The organism is Cellulomonas sp. WB94, assembly GCF_003115775.1.
Classification (GTDB): Bacteria; Actinomycetota; Actinomycetes; order Actinomycetales; family Cellulomonadaceae; genus Cellulomonas_A.
Genome location: NZ_QEES01000002.1, coordinates 893,508 through 916,522 on the forward strand (window position 1 = coordinate 893,508; position 23,015 = coordinate 916,522).

General features: G+C 73.6%; 20 protein-coding genes and 1 pseudogene. 8 read left to right on the top strand and 13 right to left on the bottom strand.

From position 1 onward, the window contains the following. Positions 1-20: 20 nt before the first annotated feature. Complete coding sequence (locus tag DDP54_RS05260; RefSeq protein WP_109130856.1) at positions 21-2,336, bottom strand: sodium-translocating pyrophosphatase; 2,316 nt, start codon at positions 2,334-2,336, stop codon at positions 21-23. Between the two features lie 204 nt (positions 2,337-2,540). Here DDP54_RS05260 and DDP54_RS18830 point away from each other — a divergent pair. Further along, a pseudogene (locus tag DDP54_RS18830) lies at positions 2,541-2,729 on the top strand (sigma factor); the annotation flags it as partial. A gap of 106 nt (positions 2,730-2,835) precedes the next feature. Continuing rightward, positions 2,836-3,093 (top strand): hypothetical protein, encoded by a 258-nt coding sequence (locus tag DDP54_RS18545; protein ID WP_242448473.1) that lies wholly within the window; start codon positions 2,836-2,838, stop codon positions 3,091-3,093. Between the two features lie 12 nt (positions 3,094-3,105). Here DDP54_RS18545 and DDP54_RS05270 read toward each other — a convergent pair whose 3' ends face one another. From DDP54_RS05270 to DDP54_RS05280, 3 genes are all read right to left on the bottom strand, one after another. Further along, entirely contained in the window at positions 3,106-3,441 is a 336-nt protein-coding gene (locus tag DDP54_RS05270) for an STAS domain-containing protein (RefSeq protein ID WP_109130857.1), read from the bottom strand. A 132-nt stretch (positions 3,442-3,573) separates the two neighbouring features. Beyond that, positions 3,574-4,263, bottom strand: a complete 690-nt coding sequence (locus tag DDP54_RS05275) for an anaerobic ribonucleoside-triphosphate reductase activating protein (protein ID WP_109132371.1) — start codon at positions 4,261-4,263, stop codon at positions 3,574-3,576. A 26-nt stretch (positions 4,264-4,289) separates the two neighbouring features. Next, a complete protein-coding gene (locus tag DDP54_RS05280; RefSeq protein WP_109130858.1) occupies positions 4,290-6,116 on the bottom strand; it encodes a ribonucleoside triphosphate reductase in 1,827 nt (608 codons plus the stop codon). A 345-nt stretch (positions 6,117-6,461) separates the two neighbouring features. Here DDP54_RS05280 and DDP54_RS05285 point away from each other — a divergent pair, with 345 nt between their 5' ends. After that, the gene (locus tag DDP54_RS05285; protein ID WP_242448230.1) at positions 6,462-9,221 is read left to right on the top strand and encodes a DEAD/DEAH box helicase; all 2,760 of its coding nucleotides are present in this window, start codon (positions 6,462-6,464) and stop codon (positions 9,219-9,221) included. A gap of 62 nt (positions 9,222-9,283) precedes the next feature. Here DDP54_RS05285 and DDP54_RS05290 read toward each other — a convergent pair whose 3' ends face one another. Genes DDP54_RS05290 through ssd form a run of 7 tightly spaced genes read right to left on the bottom strand, consistent with a single transcriptional unit; the run spans position 9,284 to position 14,127 of the window. Then, complete coding sequence (locus tag DDP54_RS05290) at positions 9,284-9,772, bottom strand: pilus assembly protein TadG-related protein (RefSeq protein ID WP_109130859.1); 489 nt, start codon at positions 9,770-9,772, stop codon at positions 9,284-9,286. Next, complete coding sequence (locus DDP54_RS05295) at positions 9,769-10,188, bottom strand: TadE family type IV pilus minor pilin (protein WP_242448232.1); 420 nt, start codon at positions 10,186-10,188, stop codon at positions 9,769-9,771. The genes DDP54_RS05290 and DDP54_RS05295 overlap by 4 nt, the downstream gene beginning before the upstream one ends. 14 nt (positions 10,189-10,202) lie before the next feature. After that, positions 10,203-10,757: a DUF4244 domain-containing protein gene (locus tag DDP54_RS18895; RefSeq protein WP_347338497.1), complete on the bottom strand. Its 555-nt coding sequence runs from the start codon at positions 10,755-10,757 to the stop codon at positions 10,203-10,205. Further along, positions 10,754-11,368: a type II secretion system F family protein gene (locus DDP54_RS05305; RefSeq protein WP_109130861.1), complete on the bottom strand. Its 615-nt coding sequence runs from the start codon at positions 11,366-11,368 to the stop codon at positions 10,754-10,756. The genes DDP54_RS18895 and DDP54_RS05305 overlap by 4 nt, the downstream gene beginning before the upstream one ends. 28 nt (positions 11,369-11,396) lie before the next feature. Then, positions 11,397-12,173, bottom strand: coding sequence for a type II secretion protein F (locus tag DDP54_RS05310; RefSeq protein ID WP_242448234.1), 777 nt, complete (start codon positions 12,171-12,173; stop codon positions 11,397-11,399). Continuing rightward, positions 12,170-13,363, bottom strand: coding sequence for a TadA family conjugal transfer-associated ATPase (locus DDP54_RS05315; protein ID WP_242448438.1), 1,194 nt, complete (start codon positions 13,361-13,363; stop codon positions 12,170-12,172). The genes DDP54_RS05310 and DDP54_RS05315 overlap by 4 nt, the downstream gene beginning before the upstream one ends. A gap of 14 nt (positions 13,364-13,377) precedes the next feature. Beyond that, positions 13,378-14,127, bottom strand: coding sequence for a septum site-determining protein Ssd (gene ssd / locus DDP54_RS05320; RefSeq protein WP_109130862.1), 750 nt, complete (start codon positions 14,125-14,127; stop codon positions 13,378-13,380). A 210-nt stretch (positions 14,128-14,337) separates the two neighbouring features. On the opposite strand from ssd, the gene DDP54_RS05325 reads away from it, so the two are divergent. Next, positions 14,338-15,198, top strand: coding sequence for an HAD family hydrolase (locus DDP54_RS05325; RefSeq protein ID WP_109130863.1), 861 nt, complete (start codon positions 14,338-14,340; stop codon positions 15,196-15,198). Positions 15,199-15,462: 264 nt separating this feature from the next. On the opposite strand, the gene DDP54_RS05330 is transcribed toward DDP54_RS05325, so the two are convergent. After that, complete coding sequence (locus DDP54_RS05330; RefSeq protein ID WP_109130864.1) at positions 15,463-16,356, bottom strand: Fic family protein; 894 nt, start codon at positions 16,354-16,356, stop codon at positions 15,463-15,465. A gap of 136 nt (positions 16,357-16,492) precedes the next feature. Between DDP54_RS05330 and DDP54_RS05335 the strand changes: the two genes are divergently transcribed. Beyond that, positions 16,493-17,881: an NAD-dependent malic enzyme gene (locus DDP54_RS05335; RefSeq protein WP_109130865.1), complete on the top strand. Its 1,389-nt coding sequence runs from the start codon at positions 16,493-16,495 to the stop codon at positions 17,879-17,881. A gap of 36 nt (positions 17,882-17,917) precedes the next feature. On the opposite strand, the gene DDP54_RS05340 is transcribed toward DDP54_RS05335, so the two are convergent. Beyond that, positions 17,918-19,006 (bottom strand): NADH:flavin oxidoreductase/NADH oxidase, encoded by a 1,089-nt coding sequence (locus DDP54_RS05340; protein WP_109130866.1) that lies wholly within the window; start codon positions 19,004-19,006, stop codon positions 17,918-17,920. Positions 19,007-19,114: 108 nt separating this feature from the next. Between DDP54_RS05340 and DDP54_RS05345 the strand changes: the two genes are divergently transcribed. The 3 genes from DDP54_RS05345 (at position 19,115) to acs (ending at position 22,937) form a co-directional block, all read left to right on the top strand. Beyond that, positions 19,115-19,963, top strand: coding sequence for a formate/nitrite transporter family protein (locus DDP54_RS05345; protein WP_109130867.1), 849 nt, complete (start codon positions 19,115-19,117; stop codon positions 19,961-19,963). A 52-nt stretch (positions 19,964-20,015) separates the two neighbouring features. Beyond that, the gene (locus DDP54_RS05350; protein WP_109130868.1) at positions 20,016-20,825 is read left to right on the top strand and encodes a hypothetical protein; all 810 of its coding nucleotides are present in this window, start codon (positions 20,016-20,018) and stop codon (positions 20,823-20,825) included. A 111-nt stretch (positions 20,826-20,936) separates the two neighbouring features. Next, on the top strand, positions 20,937-22,937 hold the full coding sequence (gene acs / locus DDP54_RS05355) for an acetate--CoA ligase (protein ID WP_109130869.1): 2,001 nt from the start codon (positions 20,937-20,939) through the stop codon (positions 22,935-22,937). Positions 22,938-23,015: the final 78 nt, after the last annotated feature.

Here is a 23,015-nt window from a genome sequence, read left to right on the forward strand (position 1 = left end):
CCTTCGCGCGCGGCGAACTGTCAGGGGCGCGTGACGTCAGGGAGGAGCTCGGCGATCTCCAGCTCGAGTCGCCCCTCCCGGTCGACGCGCGCGGCCCGGAACCGCGACGCGATCACGGCGCCGAAGGCGACGGCCGCGGCGAGGACCGCGATCCCGATCCGGATCCAGTGGTTCGCGCCGTCGCCGACGCTCACCGCCACGATCGCCGGCGCGATCAGCAGGGCCACGAGGTTCATCACCTTGATGAGCGGGTTGATCGCCGGCCCGGCGGTGTCCTTGAACGGGTCGCCGACCGTGTCGCCGATGACGACCGCCGCGTGCGCCGGAGAGTTCTTGCCGCCGAAGCTGCCGTCCTCGACGATCTTCTTGGCGTTGTCCCACGCGCCGCCCGAGTTCGCCAGGAACACGGCCATGAGCACGCCCGTCGCGATGGCGCCGGCGAGGAACCCCGCGAGCGGCCCGACGCCGAGGCCGAAGCCCACGGCGATCGGTGCGAACGCTGCGAGCAGGCCGGGCGTCGCGAGCTCACGCAGCGAGTCGCGCGTGCAGATGTCGACGACGCGCGCGTACTCGGGGCGGACCTCGCCCGTCATGATGCCCGGGTTCTCGCGGAACTGGCGGCGGACCTCGAACACGATCGCCCCGGCAGCGCGGGTCACGGCGTCGATCGCCAGACCCGAGAACAGGAAGACGGTGGCGCCACCGAGGATCACGCCGACGAGGGTGATCGGGGAGATGACCGAGTAGGTCATCATCGCCTTGACGATGTCGGCCGTCCCGGCGACGTCCCCCGCCTGGCCGATCGCCGTGGTGACCGCCTGGGCGTACGAGCCGAACAGCGCGGTCGCCGCGAGGACGGCCGTCGCGATCGCGATGCCCTTGGTGACGGCCTTGGTCGTGTTGCCCACGGCGTCGAGGTCGGTGAGGATCTGGGCGCCGGCCGGGCTGACGTCGCCCGACATCTCGGCGATGCCCTGCGCGTTGTCGCTCACCGGGCCGAACGTGTCCATCGCGACGATCACGCCGACCGTCGTGAGGAGCCCGCAGCCGGCGAGCGCGACGAGGAACAGGGCGAGCGGGACGGAGCCGCCGGAGATGAGGAACACCCCGCAGATCGCGGCCGCGATGATGCCCGCGGTGTAGACGGCCGACTCGAAGCCGATCCCGATCCCGGAGAGCACGACGGTCGCGGCGCCGGTGAGCGACGTCCGGGCGACGTGCATGGTGGGCTTCGACGTCGTGCCCGTGAAGTAGCCCGTGACCCACAGGATGATGCCGGCGAGCAGGACGCCGATGAGGACCGCGGTCGCCGCGATGAGCCGCGGGTCGCCGCCGTGGGTCTCGATCCCGGCGGTCCCGCCGGTGAGCTCGCTGAAGGACGACGGCAGGTACACGAACGCGGCCACGGCGGCGAGCACCACGCCGACCAGCGCGGAGGTGTAGAAGCCGCGGTTGATCGCCGCGAGCCCGCTCTCGGTGCCGCGGATGCGCGTGATGACGACGCCGAGCACCGCGACGAACGCCCCGACCGCGGTCACGATGAGCGGGAACACGAGACCGCGCTCGCCGAACGCCGCCTTGCCGAGGATCAGCGCCGCGACGAGCGTCACGGCGTAGGACTCGAACAGGTCGGCGGCCATGCCCGCGCAGTCCCCGACGTTGTCGCCCACGTTGTCCGCGATGGTCGCGGCGTTGCGCGGGTCGTCCTCGGGGATCCCCTGCTCGACCTTGCCGACCAGGTCGGCGCCGACGTCGGCCGCCTTCGTGAAGATCCCGCCGCCGACCCGCATGAACATCGCCAGCAGGGCCGCGCCGAAGCCGAAGCCCTCGAGGACCGCGGGCGCCTCGCCGCGGTAGAGCAGCACGACCGAGGTGGCGCCGAGCAGGCCGAGGCCGACGACGGACATCCCGACGACCCCGCCGGTACGGAACGCGATGCGTGCACCGGTGGCCCGACCACCGGGCTCGGACGCGGCCGCGGCGACCCGCACGTTCGCCCGCGTCGCGAGCCACATGCCGAGATAGCCGATGCTCGCGGAGAAGCCCGCGCCGAGCAGGAAGAACAGCGAGCGACCGACCCGGATCCCGGTCTCGCCCGGGAGCAGGAAGAGCAGCCCGAAGACCACGGCCGCGAACACGGCGAGGGTCCGGAACTGCCGTGACAGGTAGGCGGAGGCGCCCTCCTGCACTGCCGTCGCGATGTCCTGCATGGCCGGCGTCCCCTCGCCCGCCGCGAGGACCTGACGCCGCAGCACCAGCGCGACGACCAGCGACACGACTGCGATCGCCGCGATGACCCCGACGATCGTGAGGCTCGTCGTTCCGACAGTGAGCATGCGACCTCCCCTCACCGGCACAGACCCCTGACTGCGCCACACCGCCCGGCGTCGTTGCCGTGCGGACGGGCCAACCATATCCAGATCGGACCAACGTTCCGGACCTCAGGGTCGTCCTGATGAGTGAGCGTGCGACCTCGCGCGCCGATCGGACTCGGCCGCGCAGGCGCAGTGTCGGACTGGGAGCACGTGCTCGACGCGTTGGTGCGCGAGCGCGGTCCGGCCCTCGTGCGGTACGCCGCGCTCCTCACGGGCAACCTCGGCGACGCCGACGACCTGGTCCAGGAGGCCCTCGTCCGCTCGTTCAGCCAGGGTCGACCGCTCCGCCAGACGCTGGCTGCCGAGAGCTACGTGCGACGCGCGATCCTGTCGATCTTCCTCGACGGCTACCGGCGCCGGCGCCGCTGGGCGGGGGTGCGGCACCTGCTGGCGCGGCTCGACGACGCCGAGGGGGGAGGTCCCGCTCCGCTCCGGCCTGCCCGCCGGATTCCCCGCCGACGTGCCGATCATCGGCGGACGGCTCCTCGAGGCGAAGCAGCTCGACGGCACGACCGCCTCGGGGTGGACCGTGACGGTGGCTGTCGACGGTGTCGACGGTCTGACCCGCGCGATCGACGCCCTGGGCTACTGGCCGGAGTCGGCCGGCTCCACACAGCTCGAGGCCCCGACGCCCGACGGCCGGTGGCAGGTCAGGGTCACGGGCAGTCTCACGAGCGACGGCGAGGCCACGGTCGTCTACCTGATCAGCCCGAGCTGAGCAGCCGGCAGGTCAGTCTGCGAGCGCCGCGTCGAGCGTCTCGTGGATCGTGAAGACCTGCGTCAGCGCGGTGATCCGGAAGACCTTGAGCAGCCGCTCGGAGTCGATGACGAGCTGGAGGCGGCCGTCGTGCCCGCGCACCTTCTTCAGCACGCCGACCAGCACACCGAGGCCTGTGGAGTCCATGAACTTCACGGCCGTGAGGTCGACGACGAGGTCAGTCCGCCCCGACTCGACGAGGTTCGACAGCTGCTCACGCAGCACCGAGGCCGTGTAGACGTCGATCTCGCCCGACACGTCGACGACGGTCCGGTCACCGACGTCCTTGCTCGTCACGCTGACATCCATCGATGGCCTCCTTTCGTCGCGCTGGTGAGAAGTCTCCCATCACCCGGCGACGCCTCCTGACACGCTCGGTCGTTTCACCCGGACGCAGGCAGCCCGGACGACCCTGCAGGGACCGCCCGGCGGCGGGCGCCGTCAGCTCGCACGCACCGCAGCGAGCGCTGCCCGATACTCCGGCGTGGTCCCGTCCGGTCGCACCTCCTGCAGCACGTGCGACCGCACGCCGAGCTTGCGGAGCGTGACCCCGAGCTCGGCCATGTCGCCCGCCGACAGGACCGTCGGGTCGACCGTCGTCCGCACCTGGACGTCGACGCCCGAGTCGAGCACGAGCCGCAGCGACGTGAACGCCGCGTCGGCGCTCGCACCCACCCCGGTGATCGCCCTGTAGAGGGCTGCTGGAGCCTTGACGTCGAACCCGACCCAGTCGACGAAGGGCAGCACGGCCGCCAGGCGACGCGGGTAGGCGCCCGACGTGTGCAGCCCGACCCCGAACCCCAGGGCGCGGACCTCGCGAGCGGCGTCGAGCAGCCCGTCCTGGCGTGTCGGCTCCCCGCCCGAGAGCACGAGGCCGTCGAGCAGCCCGTGCCGCCGCGAGAGCAGCCCACGCACGCGCGACCACGGCACCTGCCCGGCCGCTCGCGGGTCGATGAGCTCCGGGTTCTGGCAGTAGGTGCACTTCCACGGGCAGCCCTGCAGGAACACCGTCGCGACGAGCTTGCCGGGCCAGTCGCACGACGACAGCGGCGTCAGGCCCGCGATCGCGAGCGAGTCCGCGCCGCCAGTCGCGGCCTGCGGGTGACGCACCGCTCCCGCCGCGTCGGGCATGACGACCTCCGTCACCTGCTCCTCGGTCACTTCACCCCGGCGGGCTCGCGGAACATCAGGCGCTCGGCGTGCTCGCCCTTCTTGCCGATGTTGAACGAGCTGACCGGACGGTGGTAGCCCATGACGCGCGTCCAGACCTCGCAGACGACCGGCGCGGCGTCCGGGTGCTCGGCGCTGCAGCGGTCGCACGTCTGGTGCTCGCCCGCGAGGTAGCCGTGGTTCGGGCAGATCGAGAACGTCGGCGTCACTGTGATGTACGGCAGCCGGAACGTGGACAGCGACCGGCGCACGAGCTCGCGGCACGCGTCGGGGGTGGAGAGCCGCTCGGACATGTACAGGTGCAGGACCGTCCCGCCCGTGTACTTGCGCTGCAGCTCTTCCTGCCGCTCGAGCGCCTCGAACGGGTCGTCGGTGAAGCCGACGGGCAGCTGCGAAGAGTTCGTGTAGTACGGGTTGGACTCCGAGCCGGCCTGGAGGATGTCCGCGAACCGCTTCTTGTCCTCCTTGGCGAACCGGTACGTGGTCCCCTCGGCCGGCGTGGCCTCGAGGTTGAACAGGTGGCCGGTCGCCTCCTGGAACTCGACCATCCGCGCCCGGACGTGGTCCAGCAGCCGGATCGCGAGCGCGTGGCCGCGCGGGTCCGTGATGTCCACGGGCTCGTCGTCGTCCCGCGTGAAGTTGCGGATCATCTCGTTGATGCCGTTGACGCCGATCGTCGAGAAGTGGTTGTCGAGCGTGCCGAGGTACCGCTTCGTGTACGGGAACAGACCCTCGTCGATGTACTTCTGGATGACGACACGCTTGACCTCGAGCGAGTCGCGCGCGAGCTCGAGCAGGTAGTCGAGCTCCTTGATGAGGATCTCCTCGTTGCCCCGGTACAGGTAGCCGAGGCGCGCGCAGTTGATCGTGACGACGCCGAGCGAGCCGGTCTGCTCGGCCGAGCCGAACAGACCGTTGCCCCGCTTGAGCAGCTCGCGCAGGTCGAGCTGGAGGCGGCAGCACATCGAGCGCACGTCGCCGGGCTGCAGCTCGGAGTTGATGAAGTTCTGGAAGTACGGCAGGCCGTACTTGGCGGTCATCGCGAACAGCCGCTCCGCATTCTCGGAGTCCCAGTCGAAGTCCTCGGTGATGTTGTACGTGGGGATCGGGAACGTGAACACCCGGCCCGACGCGTCACCCGCGGTCATGACCTCGATGTACGCGCGGTTGATCATGTCCATCTCGGCCTGCAGCTCGCCGTACGTGAAGTCGACGGGCTCCTCGCCGATGAACGGCACCTGGTCGCGCAGGTCGGCCGGGCACACCCAGTCGAACGTGAGGTTCGTGAACGGCGTCTGCGTGCCCCACCGCGACGGCACGTTGAGGTTGTAGACGAGCTCCTGGACGCACTGCAGCACGTCCTTGTACGACAGGTCGTCGAGCCGGACGAACGGCGCCATGTACGTGTCGAACGAGCTGAACGCCTGCGCGCCCGCCCACTCGTTCTGCATCGTCCCGAGGAAGTTGACGATCTGCCCGACGGCGGAGCTGAAATGCTTCGGCGGGCGCGCCTCGACCTTGCCGGGAACGCCGTTGAGGCCTTCCTGGAGGAGCGTCCGCAGCGACCATCCAGCGCAGTAGCCGGCAAACATGTCGAGGTCGTGGATGTGCAGGTCGCCCTCGCGGTGCGCGCGCCCGATCTCCGGGGCGTACACGTGGCTGAGCCAGTAGTTCGCGACGACCTTGCCCGCGGTGTTCAGGATCATCCCGCCCAGCGAGTAGCCCTGGTTCGCGTTCGCATTGACGCGCCAGTCACTGCGGTCGAGGTATTCATCGATCGACGTACCGACCTCGACGACGGGCAGATGATCCATGACGCGCGACTCCTCTTCGAGCGACGTCCGCTTTGTCCCCACTATATCTTGTGGTCATCGCAGCGTCGAGCAACTAGATGTGCCATTTCTATGCCGTATGGGCGTAACGCGGGCGGGACCTTGGTCCCTCGCGCCAGCCGCGTGCCGGGGGTTGACGCGCCACCTCGCGCTGAACTCACCCGCCACGCCCGGCGTGTCGCGGACGACGCGCGGAGACGCCTGTCCCTCGGCACCGCCGACCCCCGTCGACATGTGCGTCGCACGACCGTCCCCGCGGCGATGCGGACCGCGCTGGGGCATCCGTGGGGCACAGGTCAGCCCGCCGCCGGGTGCGAGGATGGCCGCGTGGTCGGAACCGGTGAGCTGCTGGACGTGCTGCTCGCCGGCGGGCTCCGCGCCGATCGGGTGACGCACGTCGAACGACTGCCCGCCCGACCCGGCGAGCAGGTCGACTGGCCCGCCTGGGCGGACACCGACCTCGTCGCCGGGTACCGGTCGCTCGGCGTGACGCGGCCGTGGCGTCACCAGGTCGAGGCGGCCGACGCAGCCTGGTCCGGCCGGCACACGGTCCTTGCCACCTCGACCGGATCGGGCAAGTCGCTCGCGTTCTGGCTCCCGTCGCTGACCGCCGTGCGTGCCGACGTCGCCGCAGCCGCGCTCGACCCCGGGCGCATCGAGACCGTCGGACGCCGCGGCTCCGTGCTCTACCTGTGCCCGACCAAGGCCCTCGCCGCCGACCAGCTCGTCAGCGTCGAGAAGCTCCTGACCGCCGGCCATGCCCGCGACGTCCGGGTCGCGACGTGCGACGGCGACACCGGGTTCGACGAGCGCCGGTGGGTGCAGCAGTACGGCGACGTCGTCCTGACCAACCCCGACTTCCTCCACTTCGCCCTGCTGCCGAACCACCGGCGGTGGGCGCGGCTGCTCGGGTCGCTGCGGTACGTGGTCGTCGACGAGTGCCACGCGTACCGGGGGGTGTTCGGCGCCCACGTCGCGGAGGTGCTGCGGCGGCTCCAACGGCTCGCGGCGTCGTACCAGTCCGGATCTGCCGGCGGCGTGACTGCTCCCGGGGGACTGGCCGGCGGCACCTCACGAGGACCCGTCGGGGCGACGACAGCCTCGGGCGGGCGAGCCCCGCGGCGCGGGCCCGTGTTCCTGCTCGCGTCCGCGACGACGTCCGACCCCGCCGCGAGCGCCGCACGCCTGCTCGGGGTCAGCCCCGACGACGTGACCGCCGTGACCGCCGACACCTCGCCCGCCGGCCGCAAGACGTTCGTCCTGTGGCAGCCGCCGGAGATCCCCGGTGAGCGGGCCGCACTCCTCGACGACGAGGACCCCTGGGCCGTACCGCTCCCCCTGCCGCCGGTCGACCGGGACGCGCTCGACGACGCCACCGGCTCGCCGGGGACCGGTGACTCGGCAGGTTTCGACCCGTCGGTGGCGGTCGGCGGCTCCGCGGGGCTCGTCGGCGCAGCCGGGGTCGACGGCTTCGCAGGGCTGGACGCCTCCGCCGGGGTCGGCCGCCCCGCAGGGCTGGGCGTCATGGCTCCACTCGAGCCGACCGAGGGTTCCGGACCGCTCGGCACGGGCGAGCGAATCGTCGCCGACGAGCCCGACCGCCCCCGCCGGTCGGCCACGGCCGAGGTGGCCGACCTGCTCGCCGACCTCACAGCCGCGGGCGCCCGGACCCTGGCGTTCACCCGCTCGCGCCGGGCGGCCGAGTCGGTCGCGACCGTGACCCAGTCGCACCTGCGCGAGATCGACGACTCGCTCGCAGGCACGGTCGCGGCGTACCGCGGCGGGTACCTGCCCGAGGAGCGGCGCGCACTCGAGGCCGCGATCAGGGACGGACGGTTGCGGGCCCTCGCGACGACCAACGCGCTCGAGCTCGGCGTCGACATCACGGGCCTGGATGCCGTGCTCATCGCCGGCTGGCCCGGGACGCGGGTCTCGCTGTGGCAGCAGGCCGGGCGGGCGGGCAGGGCGGGCTCGGAGGGGCTGGTCGCGCTGGTCGCGCGCGAGGACCCGCTCGACACGTACCTCGTGCACCATCCCGAGGCGATCTTCGACACCCCGGTCGAGGCGACAGTGTTCGACCCGACCAATCCGTACGTGCTGGCACCGCACCTGTGCGCGGCCGCCGCCGAGCTGCCGCTCCGCACCGAGGACCTGCCGCTGTTCGGACCGGGCACGCGCGAGCTCCTCGACGTGCTCGTCGAGCGCGGCGCCCTCCGCCGCCGGCCGTCGGGCTGGTACTGGACGCACGCCGATCCCGCATCGCGGCTGACCGACCTGCGCGGCACCGGCGGCTACCCCGTCCGCGTCATCGAGACGACGACGGGCCGCGTGCTCGGGACGGTGGACGCCGCGGCAGCCGACTCGACCGTGCACCCCGGTGCGGTGTACGTGCACCAGGGCGCCACCTACGTGGTCGACGAGCTGCGTCTCGACGACGACGTCGCGTTCGTCGGACGGCGCGACGTCGACTACGGCACCTGGGCCCGCTGGCTGACCTCGACGGAGATCACGTCGGTCACCTCCGAGCTGCAGTGGGGACCGGTGACCTGGGGGTTCGGGACCGTCGACGTCACGACGCAGGTCATGAACTATCAGCGCAAGCACATCCCCGACTTCCAGGTGATCGGCACCGAGGAGCTCGAGCTGCCGGCGCGGACCCTTGCCACGACAGCCGTGTGGTGGACCGCCCCCGAGTCAGTGCTGGAGGCCGCCGGCGTCACCGCCGAGCTCGCCCCGGGCGCGCTGCATGCCGCCGAGCACGCGTCCATCGGACTCCTTCCTCTTCTGGCGACGTGCGACCGCTGGGACCTCGGCGGCCTGTCGACCGAGCTGCACACCGACACCGGTCAGGCCACCGTGTTCGTCCACGACGCCTACCCGGGCGGCGCGGGGTTCGCCGAGCGCGGCTTCGCCCTGGGTGCGACCTGGCTGCGCGCCACCCGCGACGCGATCGCGGGCTGCCGCTGCGCGAACGGCTGCCCCGCCTGCGTGCAGTCGCCGAAGTGCGGCAACTCGAACCACCCGCTCGAGAAGGCGGCGGCCGTCCGCCTGCTCGACGCGGTGCTCGCGCACGCACCGCACGGCTGACGCCGGTCTGCAGCGGATGCACCGCACGGCTGACGCCGGCAGCCCCGGACGTTCGCTGCTGCTCAGCGGGCCGAGCGCGGACCGGCACGCGCCTGCGCCGTCGCCGCCCCCGCCGCGGCCCGACGGCTCGTCGCGACGCGCAGCACGCCACCGGGCTCGCTCACGCACGCTGTCATCTGCGCGCCGTTCCGCCGGGCCGCCTCGGCGGCCGTCGCACAGGCGGCAGACTCGGACGACGCCGTCGTCGCACCCCGCCCGGCACCTCCCCTGCCCGAGTCCTCGACCGCCGCCCGCAGGAGCTGCGAAGCACCGGCGAGCGCGGCGAGGTCCGCCGCCGCCTGCGCCTGTCCGCGTGCCGCCTGGGCGCCGGCGAGGAGGCCGAGCGCGGTCGTCACGACCAGGACCACCGCGATGACCGCGAGCGCGAGTACGGTCCCGGATCCGCGGTCGCCGGCACCGTCACGAACCCCTGAGCGGCGAGGGGGCGCTGAACTACGAGCGGGCGCTGAGCCGAGACGAGCACCAGCACCAACACCGGCAGCACCCGTCACGGCTCCGCCAGGGCGACCGCGCTCGCGGCGGCCCTGAGCGGGGCGCCGCCGAGAGGACCGGACGCGACGGCCCGGCTGACCGTCACGGTGACCCAGTCGCCGTCGTGGCTGAGGACGACCCGCGCACCCGCGCCGGCGAGCCTCGTGGCGGTCGCCGTCACGGTTGCGGTCGACTCGCCGAGCGCCGCCGCTCGGGCCCCCGCCCGTGCGGCATCCGCGCAACGGAGCTGAGCACTCGCGGACGCTGCCAGCACGAGGACCACGGCGATCAGCAGGACCACGGCGGGCAGGGCGACGGCAAGCTCCGCCGTCGCACTGCCACGCTCCGCGTCCCGCATCCCCGGGGACCGCCGGCTCCTCGGTGCTGCGATCGACCGCCGCTCCGCCGGCGGTGGCGTGCCCCGGGGCCAGCTCACGCAGCCGCGCCTTCTCACACCGTCAGCGCCCTGCGGACGAGCCCCATCAACAGCTCCTGGACCTCGCCGCTGCGCAGCACCACGACGAGAAGCCCCGCGAACCCGACCGCCGCGATCGTCGCGATCGCGTACTCGGCGGTCGCCATGCCCGCGTCGCGGGGGGCACCGTCGATGCGGGCGCGCGCGCCGCCGAGCGCACGAGCCCCCGCTGACGATGCGGCTCGGCCGAGCCGTGCCGCGACCCGTCGGCAGGCCCAAACCCGGCCGCGGGCAGCCGACACCACCGTCCGGGCGCCGGACGCCGCAGCTCGCCCGGCCGACGCGGCCTGTCGCACCGCCGACCCGGCGCCCAACCCCGACCCCGACCCCGACCCCGACCCCGACCCCGACGATGCGCCCGCCGTTCGACTTCCACGGTCCGACACGTGACTCTCCCTCGTTCGTCGGACCCTCCGACTGAGCGCCCGTCGGACCCGACGATCCGCGCTCCAGACCCGCGCCCGGACGGTCGCGGCGCCAGACCGTGCGCCGCCGCGGCCTCCGACGGGCTGTGGGTGGACGGACCTCACAGCGTGAGACCGCTCGCGAGCGACACCAGCACCGGCACCAGCCCGAGCAGGACGAACGCTGGCAGGAAGCAGAGTCCGAGCGGCAGCACGAGGTGCACCCCCAGGCGCCCGGCGGCCTCGCGCGCGTCCCGACGCCGATCCCGGCGGACCGCACCCGCTCGCGCCCGCAGGGCGGGGCCAGGGGCGGCGCCCTGCACCCAGGAGGCCTCGAGGCACTCGGCGATCGGTCGGAGGTCGTCCGAGGTCGCCGCCCAGGCGGCGGTCCACGGGGCGCCGAGCAGGAGCTCGACGGACACCCGGGTGAGCCGTTCACCGTCGGCACCCCTGACCGCCTCACCCACTGCCTCGAGGGCCCGCGGGACGCCCGCGCCCGCGGTCACTGCCATGTCCAGGAGGTCGAGCAGCAGCACGACGTCCCGGCACGGTTCGGCGCGGTCGTGCCGAGGGCCGCGCCAACCCTGCCGGGGCCCGCGACCGCTGGGGGCGCCCAGCGCAGCCCGACCGGGCGCTCGGACAGCAGCGAGCCGGCCACCGCTCCCTCCGCGCCACGGCACCGTGGCTCCAGCGAGCAGCCCACTGACCTCGAGCGCGAGGACGAGGACCGACGTCACGACACACCCCGCACGACCGGCTGACCGCTCATGCGCTGCCCGCGTGCATCGCCCGAGACACCAGACGCCCCGTCCAGCGGCGGCCGCCGAGCAGCAGCAGCCCACCGATGACGGCCGAGGTGGTTCCCGCCCCGCCGCGCAGCACCACGCCCACCGGATCGGCCCCCAGCGCGAACCCGAGGCCGATCCCCAGGAACGGCAGCCAGCCGAGAAGCGTGGCGGTCGACCTTGGCCCGGAGAGCGCGGCACGACGCTCGCCCTCGACCTCGTCGTCGGCGACGATCGACTCGGCCACCCGGTCGAGCACCGGCGCCAGCGGGGCACCCAGCGCTGCGGCCAGGCGTCCAGCGGCGACGACCGCCTCCGCGCGGCGTTCGAGAGCTGCCCGCCGGGGCGAGCGACCACCGGAGCGCGTGGCCGAGACGAACGGCACCCGGGCCAGCAGGGCCTCGGTGCGAGCGGCGAGCCGTCCGGAGCCGGGTTCACTGGTCGCCGCGAGGAGGTCGTCGACCGTGGGCACCCCGTCCGGCCCGACCGGGCAGCCCAGCACGGCGCGCCACGCCGACGCAGGCGGCTGACCGGAACGGAGCGCGGAGCTGACGGCTGTGACGGCGCCTGACAGCGAGGGGACCGAGGAGCCGTCCGGCTCTCCGGCGAACCCGCGGGGACGTCGCGTCCCGGCCCCGTCACGTCCGCCGCGTCGTAGCGCGGGCGGCCCGCCGGCCAGAGCCTCAGGGCTGCGGCCCCGCGGACCGAGCGCGCCGAGCGCAGCCGCCGCGACCAGGAGCCCGACGAGCGCGCTCATGCGGCACCCAGCCCTATCCGCATCGCGAGTGCCGACCAGCCGGTCCCTCGCACCGGCAGCCCGCCGGCGGCGACCGTGACGGCCGCCTCGACGACGAGCTCCCCCGCGGGACCACGGCGCACCACGGCGATCTCCGCGAGGTACCGGCGCGGGCCGTCGCGGCGCAGGTGCAGCACGGCGTCGAACGCACTCGCGGCCTGGGCGGCCACGGCCTCGCGGCCCATCCCGGCGAGGGACGCCAGTGCCTCGAGCCGGGCCGGGACGTCGGCGGCTGCGTTGGCGTGCAGGGTCGCGCACCCGCCCTCATGACCGGTGTTGAGTGCCGTGAGGACGTCCCGGACCTCGGCGCCGCGACACTCCCCCAGCACGATCCGGTCGGGCCGCATGCGCAGCGCCTGGCGGACGAGCTCCGCGAGCGGGACCTCACCGGCGCCGTCGACGTTCGCCCGCCGGGCCAGCAGCCGCACGACGTGCGGGTGGTGCGGGGTGAGCTCGCCGGACTCCTCGATGCAGACGATGCGTTCGTCGTCCGGGACGACCGACAGCAGGGCGGACAGCAGCGTCGTCTTGCCCGAGCCGGTCGCCCCGGTGACGAGCAGGTTCGCGCGGGTCAGGACCAGCGCGCGCAGCACAGGCGCCAGGGCCGGCGCGACACCGCCGCTCGCGACCAGCTCGGCGAGCGTGAACGCCCGCCGCCGCAGCACCCGGAGCGAGATGAGCGCGCAGCCGTCGGCGACCGGCGGGAGGACCGCGTGGAGCCGCGTGCCGTCCGGCAGGCGTGCGTCGACTGTCGGGCTGGAGTCGTCGAGGCGCTGGCCACCCGCGGCGGCGAGCCGGACCGCGAGCTCGCGGACCCGGGCAGGGGTGCCGAGGTCGACAGGGGCGCGCACCAGCCGCCCCGACCGTTCGACCCACACCTCGTCGGGCGCGTTCACCAGGACATCCGTGACGTCCGGATCCTCGAGCAGGACCTGCAACGGACCGGCCCCGAGCAGCTCGGCCCGGACCGCGACGTCGAGCTCCGCGAGCGCGCGGCTGCCGAGCATGACGCCGGAGGCCCGCACGGCAGCGGTGACGTCGGAGGACGTCGGGGCACCGCCGCGTCGAGCGAGCCGCGCCCGGACGTCGTCGACCAACGTCGCGTCGGGCGCGCCGACCGGGACCGCGCGCCGCGGGTCAGCCGCTCCCACCTGCCCGACGACCGTCACGCGAGCGCCCCGGCCACGCGGGTCACGGCCCGCCCGAACGCGCCGCGCCGCACCGCCGGGCCGCCGCCGCGCTCGGCGTCCGACGCGAGCCTGCGGTCATGACGCATCGAGACGGCGAGCGGCAGGTCGACGACGTGCGCCAGCTCGAGCGCCCCGAGCCCGCCGGGCGCAGGACCCCGCGCGACGAGCCGGACGTCGGCGACGAGCTCGACCAGCGCGGGCCGCAGCGCCAGCGCACCTGCCACCGACCGCAGGTCGCGCGGCACGACGACGAGAACCGTCCGACAGCTCGCGAGCACCGCGCCCCGGTCGAGGACGTCGCACCGGTCGAGGTCCAGGACGACGGTGGGGTGCTCCTCGGCGACGGCCACGAGGACGTCGAGCAACGCACCCGGCGGCGGGGCACCGGGCCGCGTCCGGTCCGCGCTGAGCACGGCGCACCCGCCCCACCGGGGCAGCAGGGCAGCGAGCTCACGAGCGTCGACCGTCCCGCGGGCGTCCACGAGGTCGGGCCACCGGAGCCCTCCGGCGCCCTCGATCCCGACGACCACGTCGATCCCGCCGCCCGCACGCTCGAGGTCGACGAGGGCCGTCGCACCGGTCCGGGCGAACCGGTGCGCCAGCGCCGCCGCCAACGTCGAGGCCCCGGCTCCACCGCGGGCACCGACGACACCGACGACACCGGCCCCTGTCCGCGCCGACGCGACCCCGCGCGTCCTCGCGCCCCGCACCGTCGTCCCGACCATCGATGACCTCCCCCGTGGTGTGCCGGACCGACCGGAACCGACCCGCGCATGCTTGCCCGGACCCGCCCGAGCCGGCGGCGGCGGTCTGCCGACAGTGGAGGTGCGCACCCCCTGATTCGGCTGTGGGTGCGCCGCGGGATGTGCGGCGCGCGCGGAGCAGACCGCTGTCACCTCGGCCCGTTAGGCTCGGCGCGGGCAACGGAGGGGGCCATGGCTACGCACCGATCGAGCGCACGCGGTGGCAGGCGCGCCCCCCGCGCGGCCGCGTTCTTCGACCTCGACAAGACGATCATCGCCACGTCGTCGGCCACCGCGTTCTCGCGCCCGTTCCTCGCGGGCGGGCTCCTGACGCGCCGCGCGATCCTGCGCTCGGCCTACGCCCAGCTGCTGTACCTCGTCGGCGGCGCGGACGCCGGCCAGACCGAGCGGCTGCGCGCGCAGCTCTCGCGGACCGTCACGGGCTGGGACGTCGCGCAGGTGACGGAGATCGTCGAGCGGACGCTGCACGAGTCGATCGACGCCGCGGTCTACGCCGAGGCGGTCGCGCTCATCGAGGAGCACCACGCGGCGGGCCGCGACGTCGTGATCGTCTCCGCGTCGGGCAGCGACGTCGTGCGCCCCATCGCCGCCCTGCTGGGCGCCGACCAGGTCATCGCGTCCCACATGCAGGTCGTGGACGGGCGCTACACGGGCGAGATCGACTTCTACGCGTACGGCGAGAACAAGGCGGTCGCGATCCGCGAGCTCGCGACCCGGCTCGGCTACGACCTCGCCGCGAGCTACGCGTACTCGGACTCGATCACCGACGCACCGATGCTGGCGGTCGTCGGGCACGCGTTCGCCGTCAACCCGGACCGTGCGCTGCGCCGGACGGCCGCCGACGAGGGCTGGGGGGTGCTCACGTTCGACCGGCCCGTCCTGCTCCGGGCGTTCCTGCGTCCCTCGACGCCGGTCGTGGTCGTCGCCAGCGGAGTGCTCGTCGTCGCTGTCGCGGTGCTCGCGTGGCGGCTCTCGCGGCGGAGACGATCCGTCCCGCCATCCGGACGTGCGTCCCGCCATCCGGCCGCATGAGCCCGCCCACCTGGACGGATGCCGGTTCCTCTTCCCATCGCGGCGAATCAGGCGTACCAAAGGTTCACAACTGGATGACCCGAGAGGACCCACGCGCGATGAGTCCACGCATAGGACTTGTCGACCGGGCTCGACCCGTCGCGACAACTGAGTTGCACGCTTGATACCCCTCGAGTCATTCGTTCGACAACGGCGCCCCGCAAGGGCGCCGTTGCTCGGTCCGGACCACCCCGGCGCCCACGAACGACCCGCGCCGGCCCCGACTCAACGCGTCAGGCGCCCCGCCACCACCGCGTCGGCGACCTCCCCTGCGGCCTGGGCACCCGCGACCACGGCGTCCGCGTACGCCCGCACCCACGCACCCACACCCTCGGGCGTCCCGGTGGCGAACCCCGCCGCGGCGCCGAGGTAGGCGTTGGGCGCCTCGGCCCACGCCACCTCCGGCAGGAGCGAACCGGTCGGGTCCAGCCCCCGCGCGGTCAGGACGAGCCGGGCGACGGCCCGCGCGACGACGCCGTTGCCCGCGGCGAACGGTCGCAGCGCCAGCAGCTCGCCGTGCACGACCGCGGCCACCACGTGCGCCGGCGCACGCGTGCCGGCGAGAACCCGGGCCAGCAGGTCGATCCGCCCCGCGAGGTCGGCACCGTCGGGCGCGGGGCCGAGGCCGTACAGGTCCTGGGGTGCGGTGTCGGTGCGCAGCCGGCCGAGCGCGTCGTCGGGCAGCCAGCCCCGCCCGGCAGCGGCGTGCATGCGCGCCACGAGCTGCCCCAGGGGCGGTAGCACCGGGGCGCCGCGCGCGCCCAGGTCCGGCATGTGCCTCTCGACCTCGACCGCGGCCCGCAAGGCGCCCATGGCGACGTCGACGTCGGGCCCGGCTCGGCCCGCACCGGTCCCCCGGGTCGCGTCACCACCCAGCGCGAGCACGCGCACGACGTCGACCGGCACGCGCGCGCCGTCGAGCGCTGCGCTCGCGCGAGCGGAGCGGATCCCCGCCTCGGCCCGGACCTCGCGCCAGCGCCGACGGTAGGCCTCGTGCCAGCGCAGCTCCTCGCACGCCCGCCGCGCGGCGTCGACCGCGTCGGCCACGCCGGGCAGGGCGACGACACCGGCGAGCGGGTCGTCGGCGGCGACGGACCTCGGGGCTGCCGGCTCGAGCACCCGGTCACCCTACGGTGCGCCGCCGGAACCGCCGGGCTCGCGAAAGGTCCCGTTCGATGGCCATCTTCGATGCTCGACCCGGTGGTCCGAGGTGTCGAGACCGCCCAGGTACCGCCGGAACAGACAGAATGTCCGCATGGTCTCAGCGCCGAGCGTCTCGTCGTCCATCACTGCCCGCCTCGAGGTGCTCGCCCGCCCGACGGCGGTCTCCGAGCTCACGACCGCGATCGAGCGTGAGGGCGGGATCGTCACCGCGCTCGACGTCACGGCGTCGGGGCACGAGCACATGACCGTCGACGTGACGTGCGCGACGCGCGGCGAGGAGCATGCGGCGCAGATCGTCGACGCGCTCCGCATCCTGCCCGGCGTCGTCGTCGACCGCGTCAGCGACCGCACGTTCCTGATGCACCTCGGCGGGAAGCTCTCGATCGAGTCGAAGGTGCCGCTGCGCAACCGCGACGACCTGTCGATGGCCTACACGCCCGGTGTGGCGCGCATCTGCCTGGCGATCGCGGCGCACCCGGAGGACGCGCGTCGCCTGACGATCAAGCGGAACACGATCGCGGTCGTGACCGACGGCACCGCGGTGCTCGGGCTCGGCGACCTCGGTCCGCTCGCGGCCCTGCCGGTCATGGAGGGCAAGGCGGTCCTCTTCAAGCGGTTCGCGGGCATCGACGCGTTCCCCATCGCGCTCGACACGACCGACGTCGACCAGATCGTCGAGACGGTGTGCGCGATCGCGCCCGTGTTCGCGGGGATCAACCTCGAGGACATCTCGGCGCCGCGTTGCTTCGAGATCGAGCGCCGGCTGCGCGAGCGGCTCGACATCCCCGTGTTCCACGACGACCAGCACGGCACCGCGATCGTCGTGGTCGCTGCGCTGACGAACGCGCTCAAGGTCGTCCGCAAGGAGATCGGCACGGTCCGGATCGTGCTGTCGGGCGCGGGGGCCGCGGGCACGGCCGTCCTGAAGCTGCTGATCGCGGCGGGTGCGCGCGACGTCGTCGTCGCGGACATCGACGGAGTGGTGCACGCCGGCCGGCCCGACCTCGCGCCCTCTCTCGTGTGGACCGCCGAGCACACCAACCCCCGCGGGGTCACCGGGACCCTGCGGGCCGCGCTCGCGGACGCCGACGTGTTCATCGGGGTCAGCGCGCCCGACATCCTGACCGGCGACGACATCGCGACGATGGCGGCGGACTCGATCGTGTTCGCGCTCGCGAACCCGCGGCCCGAGGTGGATGCGGACGAGGCAGCGCTGCACGCGGCCGTCGTCGGGACGGGCCGCAGCGACTTCGCGAACCAGATCAACAACGTGCTCGCGTTCCCCGGGGTGTTCCGCGGGCTGCTCGACTCGCGGTCGCACAAGGTCACGGAGGCGCTGCTGCTCGCGGCGGCTCGCGCGCTCGCGTCGGTCGTCACCGACGCAGAGCTCAACCCGACCTACATCGTGCCGAGCGTGTTCCACCCCGACGTCACCGCGGTCGTCGCCGCCGCGGTCGCCGAGGCGGCGCAGGCGCAGTAGCCGACGCGCCGCCTGACCGCTCGCTGCCGCCGTTAGCTACCGCCAGGTGCCCCGCAGGTACTGCGGCTGCCACCCGGCCTGGTCGGTGTCGACCCCGAGCTCGTGCGCGGCGCGCAGCGGCCAGTGCGGGTCGCGCAGGGCGGCGCGCGCGACGAGCACCGCGTCCGCCGCGCCGTCGACGAGCACCTGCTCGGCCTGGCGCGCGTCGGTGATGAGCCCGACCGCGGCCACGGGCAGCCCCGACCCGGCCCGGACCGCGCGGGCGGCGGGCACCTGGTACCCCGGCCCGACGGGGACGTCGGCAGGTGCGTTGCCGCCCGTCGAGACGTCGACCAGGTCCACGCGGTGCGCAGCGAGCTCCTTCGTGACCTGGGTGACGTCGTCGAGCGTCAGGCCGCCCTCGGCCCAGTCGGTCGCCGAGACGCGCACGAAGAGCGGCCGGTCGTCGGGCCACACCGCGCGGACCGCGTCGGTGACCTCGACGAGCAGCCGGGAGCGGTTCTCGAGCGAGCCGCCGTACTCGTCGGTCCGGGTGTTCGACAGCGGCGACAGGAACTCGTGGAGCAGGTAGCCGTGCGCGGCGTGCAGCTCGACGACGTCGAACCCGGCTGCCAGCGCACGCCGCGCAGCCGCGGCGAACGCGCGCGGCACGTCGGCGATCTGGGCTGCGCTCAGGGCGACCGGCGCAGCGAGCCCGGGGTACGCGAGCGCTGACGGCCCGACCGTCTGCCAGCCGCCGTCGGCCACCGGGACCGATCCGCGCCGGCGCTGCTCTCCGGCCATGGCGAACAGCGGGTACGTCGAGGCCTTGCGGCCCGCGTGAGCGAGCTGGACGCCGGCGAGCGTCCCGCGGTCGTGCACGAAGTCCGTGACTCGGCGCCACGCCGCGACCTGCTCGTCGTTCCACAGCCCGGTGTCCCGCGCGGAGATCCGTCCCTCGGGAACGACGGCCGTGGCCTCGGCGATCACGAGGCCGAACCCGCCGGACGCGCGCGCCCCGAGGTGGACGAGGTGCCAGTCGTTCGGCACGCCGTCGACCGCCGAGTACTGGCACATCGGGGCGAGCCAGATGCGGTTGGCGAAGGTGGTCCCGCGCAGCGTCAGCGGGTCGAAGAGGAGGGGCACGCCGACCTAACCTGCCGCGGCACCCGCCGATTCCCGCACCTGTGTGATGCGCGCCACGCGTGGCTTTCGTCCCAGGATTTCCGCCGGTCGACCAGGGACCCTGGAGGCATGTTGACGATCGCCGAGACCGTGAAGTACCACACGGGTGCCGCCCGTACGAAGGCCGACCTCGCACGCCGGCCGGGGGTCTACCTCGTGCACTCGATGCTCGCGGGCGCCTACATCGGCATCGGTGTCATCATCATGGCCACCGCAGGCGGGCCGCTGGCCGACGTCCACTCGGGGTGGACACCACTCGTGCAGGGCCTCGTGTTCGGGGTCGCGCTGACGATCGTCGTGATGGCCGGGGGTGAGCTCGCGACCTCCGCGATGATGATCCTCACGCAGGGCGCCCTGGGCCGGTCGATCTCGTGGGGACGCGCCGCCGCGACCCTTCTCTTCTGCATGGTCGGCAACCTCCTGGGCGCGATGGTGTTCGCCGCGATCGTGCACGAGTCCGGTGCGCTCGGCCCGAAGACCGCGGGCGGCCGGATGATCGCCACGATGATCGAGCACAAGGCGGCCGAGACGACGTCGCAGCTGTTCTTCCGCGGGATCCTGTGCAACGTGCTCGTGTGCCTCGCGATCTGGTCCGCGGCCCGGCTGCAGAGCGAGGGCGCCAAGATCGCCATGATCTTCGCGTGCGTCATGGTCTTCATCACGTCCGGGTTCGAGCACGTCGTGGCCAACATGACGACGTTCTCCCTTGGCCTCCTCGGCGGGCTGCCGGGCGCGACCTGGGCCGAGTTCGCGCGGAACGTCGGGGCCGTCGGGCTCGGGAACCTCGTCGGCGGCGGGCTGCTCGTGGGTGCCGCGTACGTCGTCGCCGCAGGTCGGAGCATGCCCGCGGTTCCCCTGGCACAGTCCGCCACGATCGGGACAACAGTGGGCGAGCCGGTCGCAACCGCTCTACGGTGAGCCGTAGGCCACGTCGACTGACGTGACCCGACTCGGCGACGAAGGAGCACACGTGAGCACCTCCGACCCGCACATCCCCAGCGGTGAGCCCGACCCCATGATCGACTCGACGTCACCCCCGAGCACGACGCGCGGCGCGGCAGCCCGCGCGGCCGCGGCACATGCCGCGGACCGGCCCGCACCGACGCCGCCGCCCGGAACCGACGCGACGGACACGCCCTCGAGCGTCGTCCGCGAGCCGGTCGCTGAGCCTGTTGTCGAGCCCGTCGCGGGCCGACCCTCGTACGCGGCGACGGCGACGCACACCCCGGCCGCACATGCCGACGTCACGCCCCCGCCCGTCGCCCCCACGACCCGCACCGACGTCGTCGAGCCCGTGCCGCCGCGTTCGACCGGGTTCGGCGGTCACCTGTGGGGCGTCCTGATCGGCGTGCTCGCGACGGCCGCTGCCCTCGCGCTGGGGCTCGTGGGCCAGGGGCGCATCCTCGGCGTCCAGGCGGACACCTGGGACGCGTCGCTCGACGTGTGGGGGATCGCGTTCGTGACCGCCGCCGTCCTCGTGCTGGCCGTCGTCGTCTACCTCGGTGCGCGGACCGCCGCGGCGCCGATCTCGGGTGGCATCCTCGCGGCGGTGGCCGGCGCTGTCTTCCTGTACGCGCCCGGGATCGCCCGCAACGAGACGATGCGGTGGCTCGCGACGACCAACTCGCGCGACACCGTCTCGCACGCGACCGTGGCCGGTACGTCGGGGACGATCCTGCTCGTCGGGTTCCTGCTGCTCATGGCGGGCGTCGCGACCGCGGCGGCCAAGCGGCGCGGTCGGGTGCTCGGGGAGTTCCGCGAGCGGGGACGGGCCGCCTGAGCCTGCGGGCGCCCGGTCCGACCGAGCGCTCGGGACCGTCGTCCTACTAGAGTGCCGAGCGGGGGACAGAGCCGTTCCCCGACGCATCGTCGCTGCCCAGGAGGTACCGCCGTGGCTGACGCCCTGGAGAACTTGTCGACCGAGGTCCGTCGCTTCGCCCCGGACCCGGAGTTCGCTGCTCAGGCCAACGCGCGACCCGAGGGCTACGCCTGGGCGAAGGCCGACCCGCAGGGCTTCTGGGCCGAGCAGGCACGCGAGCTGCTCACCTGGTCGACGCCGTTCGAGGAGGTCCTCGACTGGTCGGGCGCCCCGGTGGCCCGCTGGTTCGCTGACGGGACGATCAACGCGGCCTACAACGCGGTCGACCGGCACGTCGAGGCCGGCCACGGCGACCGCGTTGCGATCTACTTCGAGGGCGAGCCGGGCGACACCCGCACGCTGACCTACGCCGACCTCCAGCGCGAGGTGTCCAAGGCGGCGAACGCCCTCGTCGCGCTCGGGGTCGGGACGGGTGACCGGGTCGCGGTGTACATGCCGCTCATCCCCGAGGCCGTCATCGCGATGCTCGCGTGCGCCCGGATCGGCGCCCCGCACTCGGTCGTGTTCGGCGGGTTCTCGGCCGAGGCGCTGCACTCCCGCATCCTCGACGCCGAGGCGAAGCTCGTCATCACGTCCGACGGCGGCTACCGGCGCGGCTCGGCGAGCGCGCTCAAGCCCGCGGTCGACGAGGCCCTCGCGAAGGGTGCCCCGACGGTCGACCATGTCCTCGTGGTGCGTCGGACCGGTCAGGACGTGGAGTGGACCGAGGGCCGCGACGTGTGGTGGCACGACGCGCTCGAGGCCGCGAGCGACCAGCACGAACCGGTCGCGCTCGAGGCCGAGCACCCGTTGTTCATCCTGTACACGTCGGGCACGACGGGGAAGCCCAAGGGGATCCTGCACACGACCGGCGGCTACCTGACGCAGGCGGCGTACACGCACCTCAACGTCTTCGACCTCAAGCCCGAGACGGACGTCTACTGGTGCACGGCCGACATCGGCTGGATCACGGGCCACACGTACGTCGTGTACGCGCCGCTCATCAACGGCGCGACGCAGGTCATCTACGAGGGCACGCCGGACACGCCGCACCGCGGCCGCTGGTGGGAGATCGTCGCGAAGTACAAGGTCTCGATCCTCTACACGGCGCCCACGGCGATCCGGACCTGCATGAAGTGGGGCGACGACATCCCCGGCGCCCACGACCTGTCGAGCCTGCGGGTCCTCGGCTCGGTCGGCGAGCCGATCAACCCCGAGGCGTGGGTCTGGTACCGCCACGTCATCGGCGGCGACCGGACCCCGGTCGTGGACACGTGGTGGCAGACGGAGACGGGCGCGATCATGATCTCGCCGCTGCCGGGGGTGACGACCGCCAAGCCGGGCTCGGCGCAGGTACCCCTCCCGGGTATCGCCGCCGACGTGGTGGACGACGACGCGAAGCCCGTGCCGAACGGCGGAGGCGGCTACCTCGTCCTGACCGAGCCGTGGCCCTCGATGCTGCGCGGGATCTGGGGCGACATGGAGCGCTACCAGGACACGTACTGGTCCCGCTTCAAGGGCCTGTACTTCGCGGGCGACGGCGCGAAGAAGGACGACGACGGCGACATCTGGCTGCTCGGACGCGTCGACGACGTCATGAACGTCTCCGGTCACCGGCTCTCGACGACCGAGATCGAGTCGGCCCTCGTGTCCCACCCGAGCGTCGCGGAGGCGGCGGTCGTGGGGGCGAACGACGAGACGACCGGGCAGGCCGTCGTCGCGTTCGTCATCCTGCGCCAGGACGCGGTGAGCGACCGGCCCGCCGAGGAGATCGCGACCGAGCTGCGCAACCACGTCGCGAAGGAGATCGGGCCGATCGCCAAGCCCCGGACGATCCTCGTCGTCGCGGAGCTGCCAAAGACCCGGTCGGGCAAGATCATGCGCCGGCTGCTGCGGGACATCGCCGAGCACCGCACGGTCGGGGATGCGACGACGCTCGCCGACTCGTCCGTGATGGACCTCATCTCGGCAGGTCTTGCGGCGCCCGCTACATCGAAGGCGTCACCGGCCGAGCCGACGTCGGCCACCGACTGACGTCTCCGCCGCACCGCGCCACGGCAGAGAGCCGTCGTCTCAGGACGGCGGCTCTCTGGCCGTCCGAAGCCCGGACGG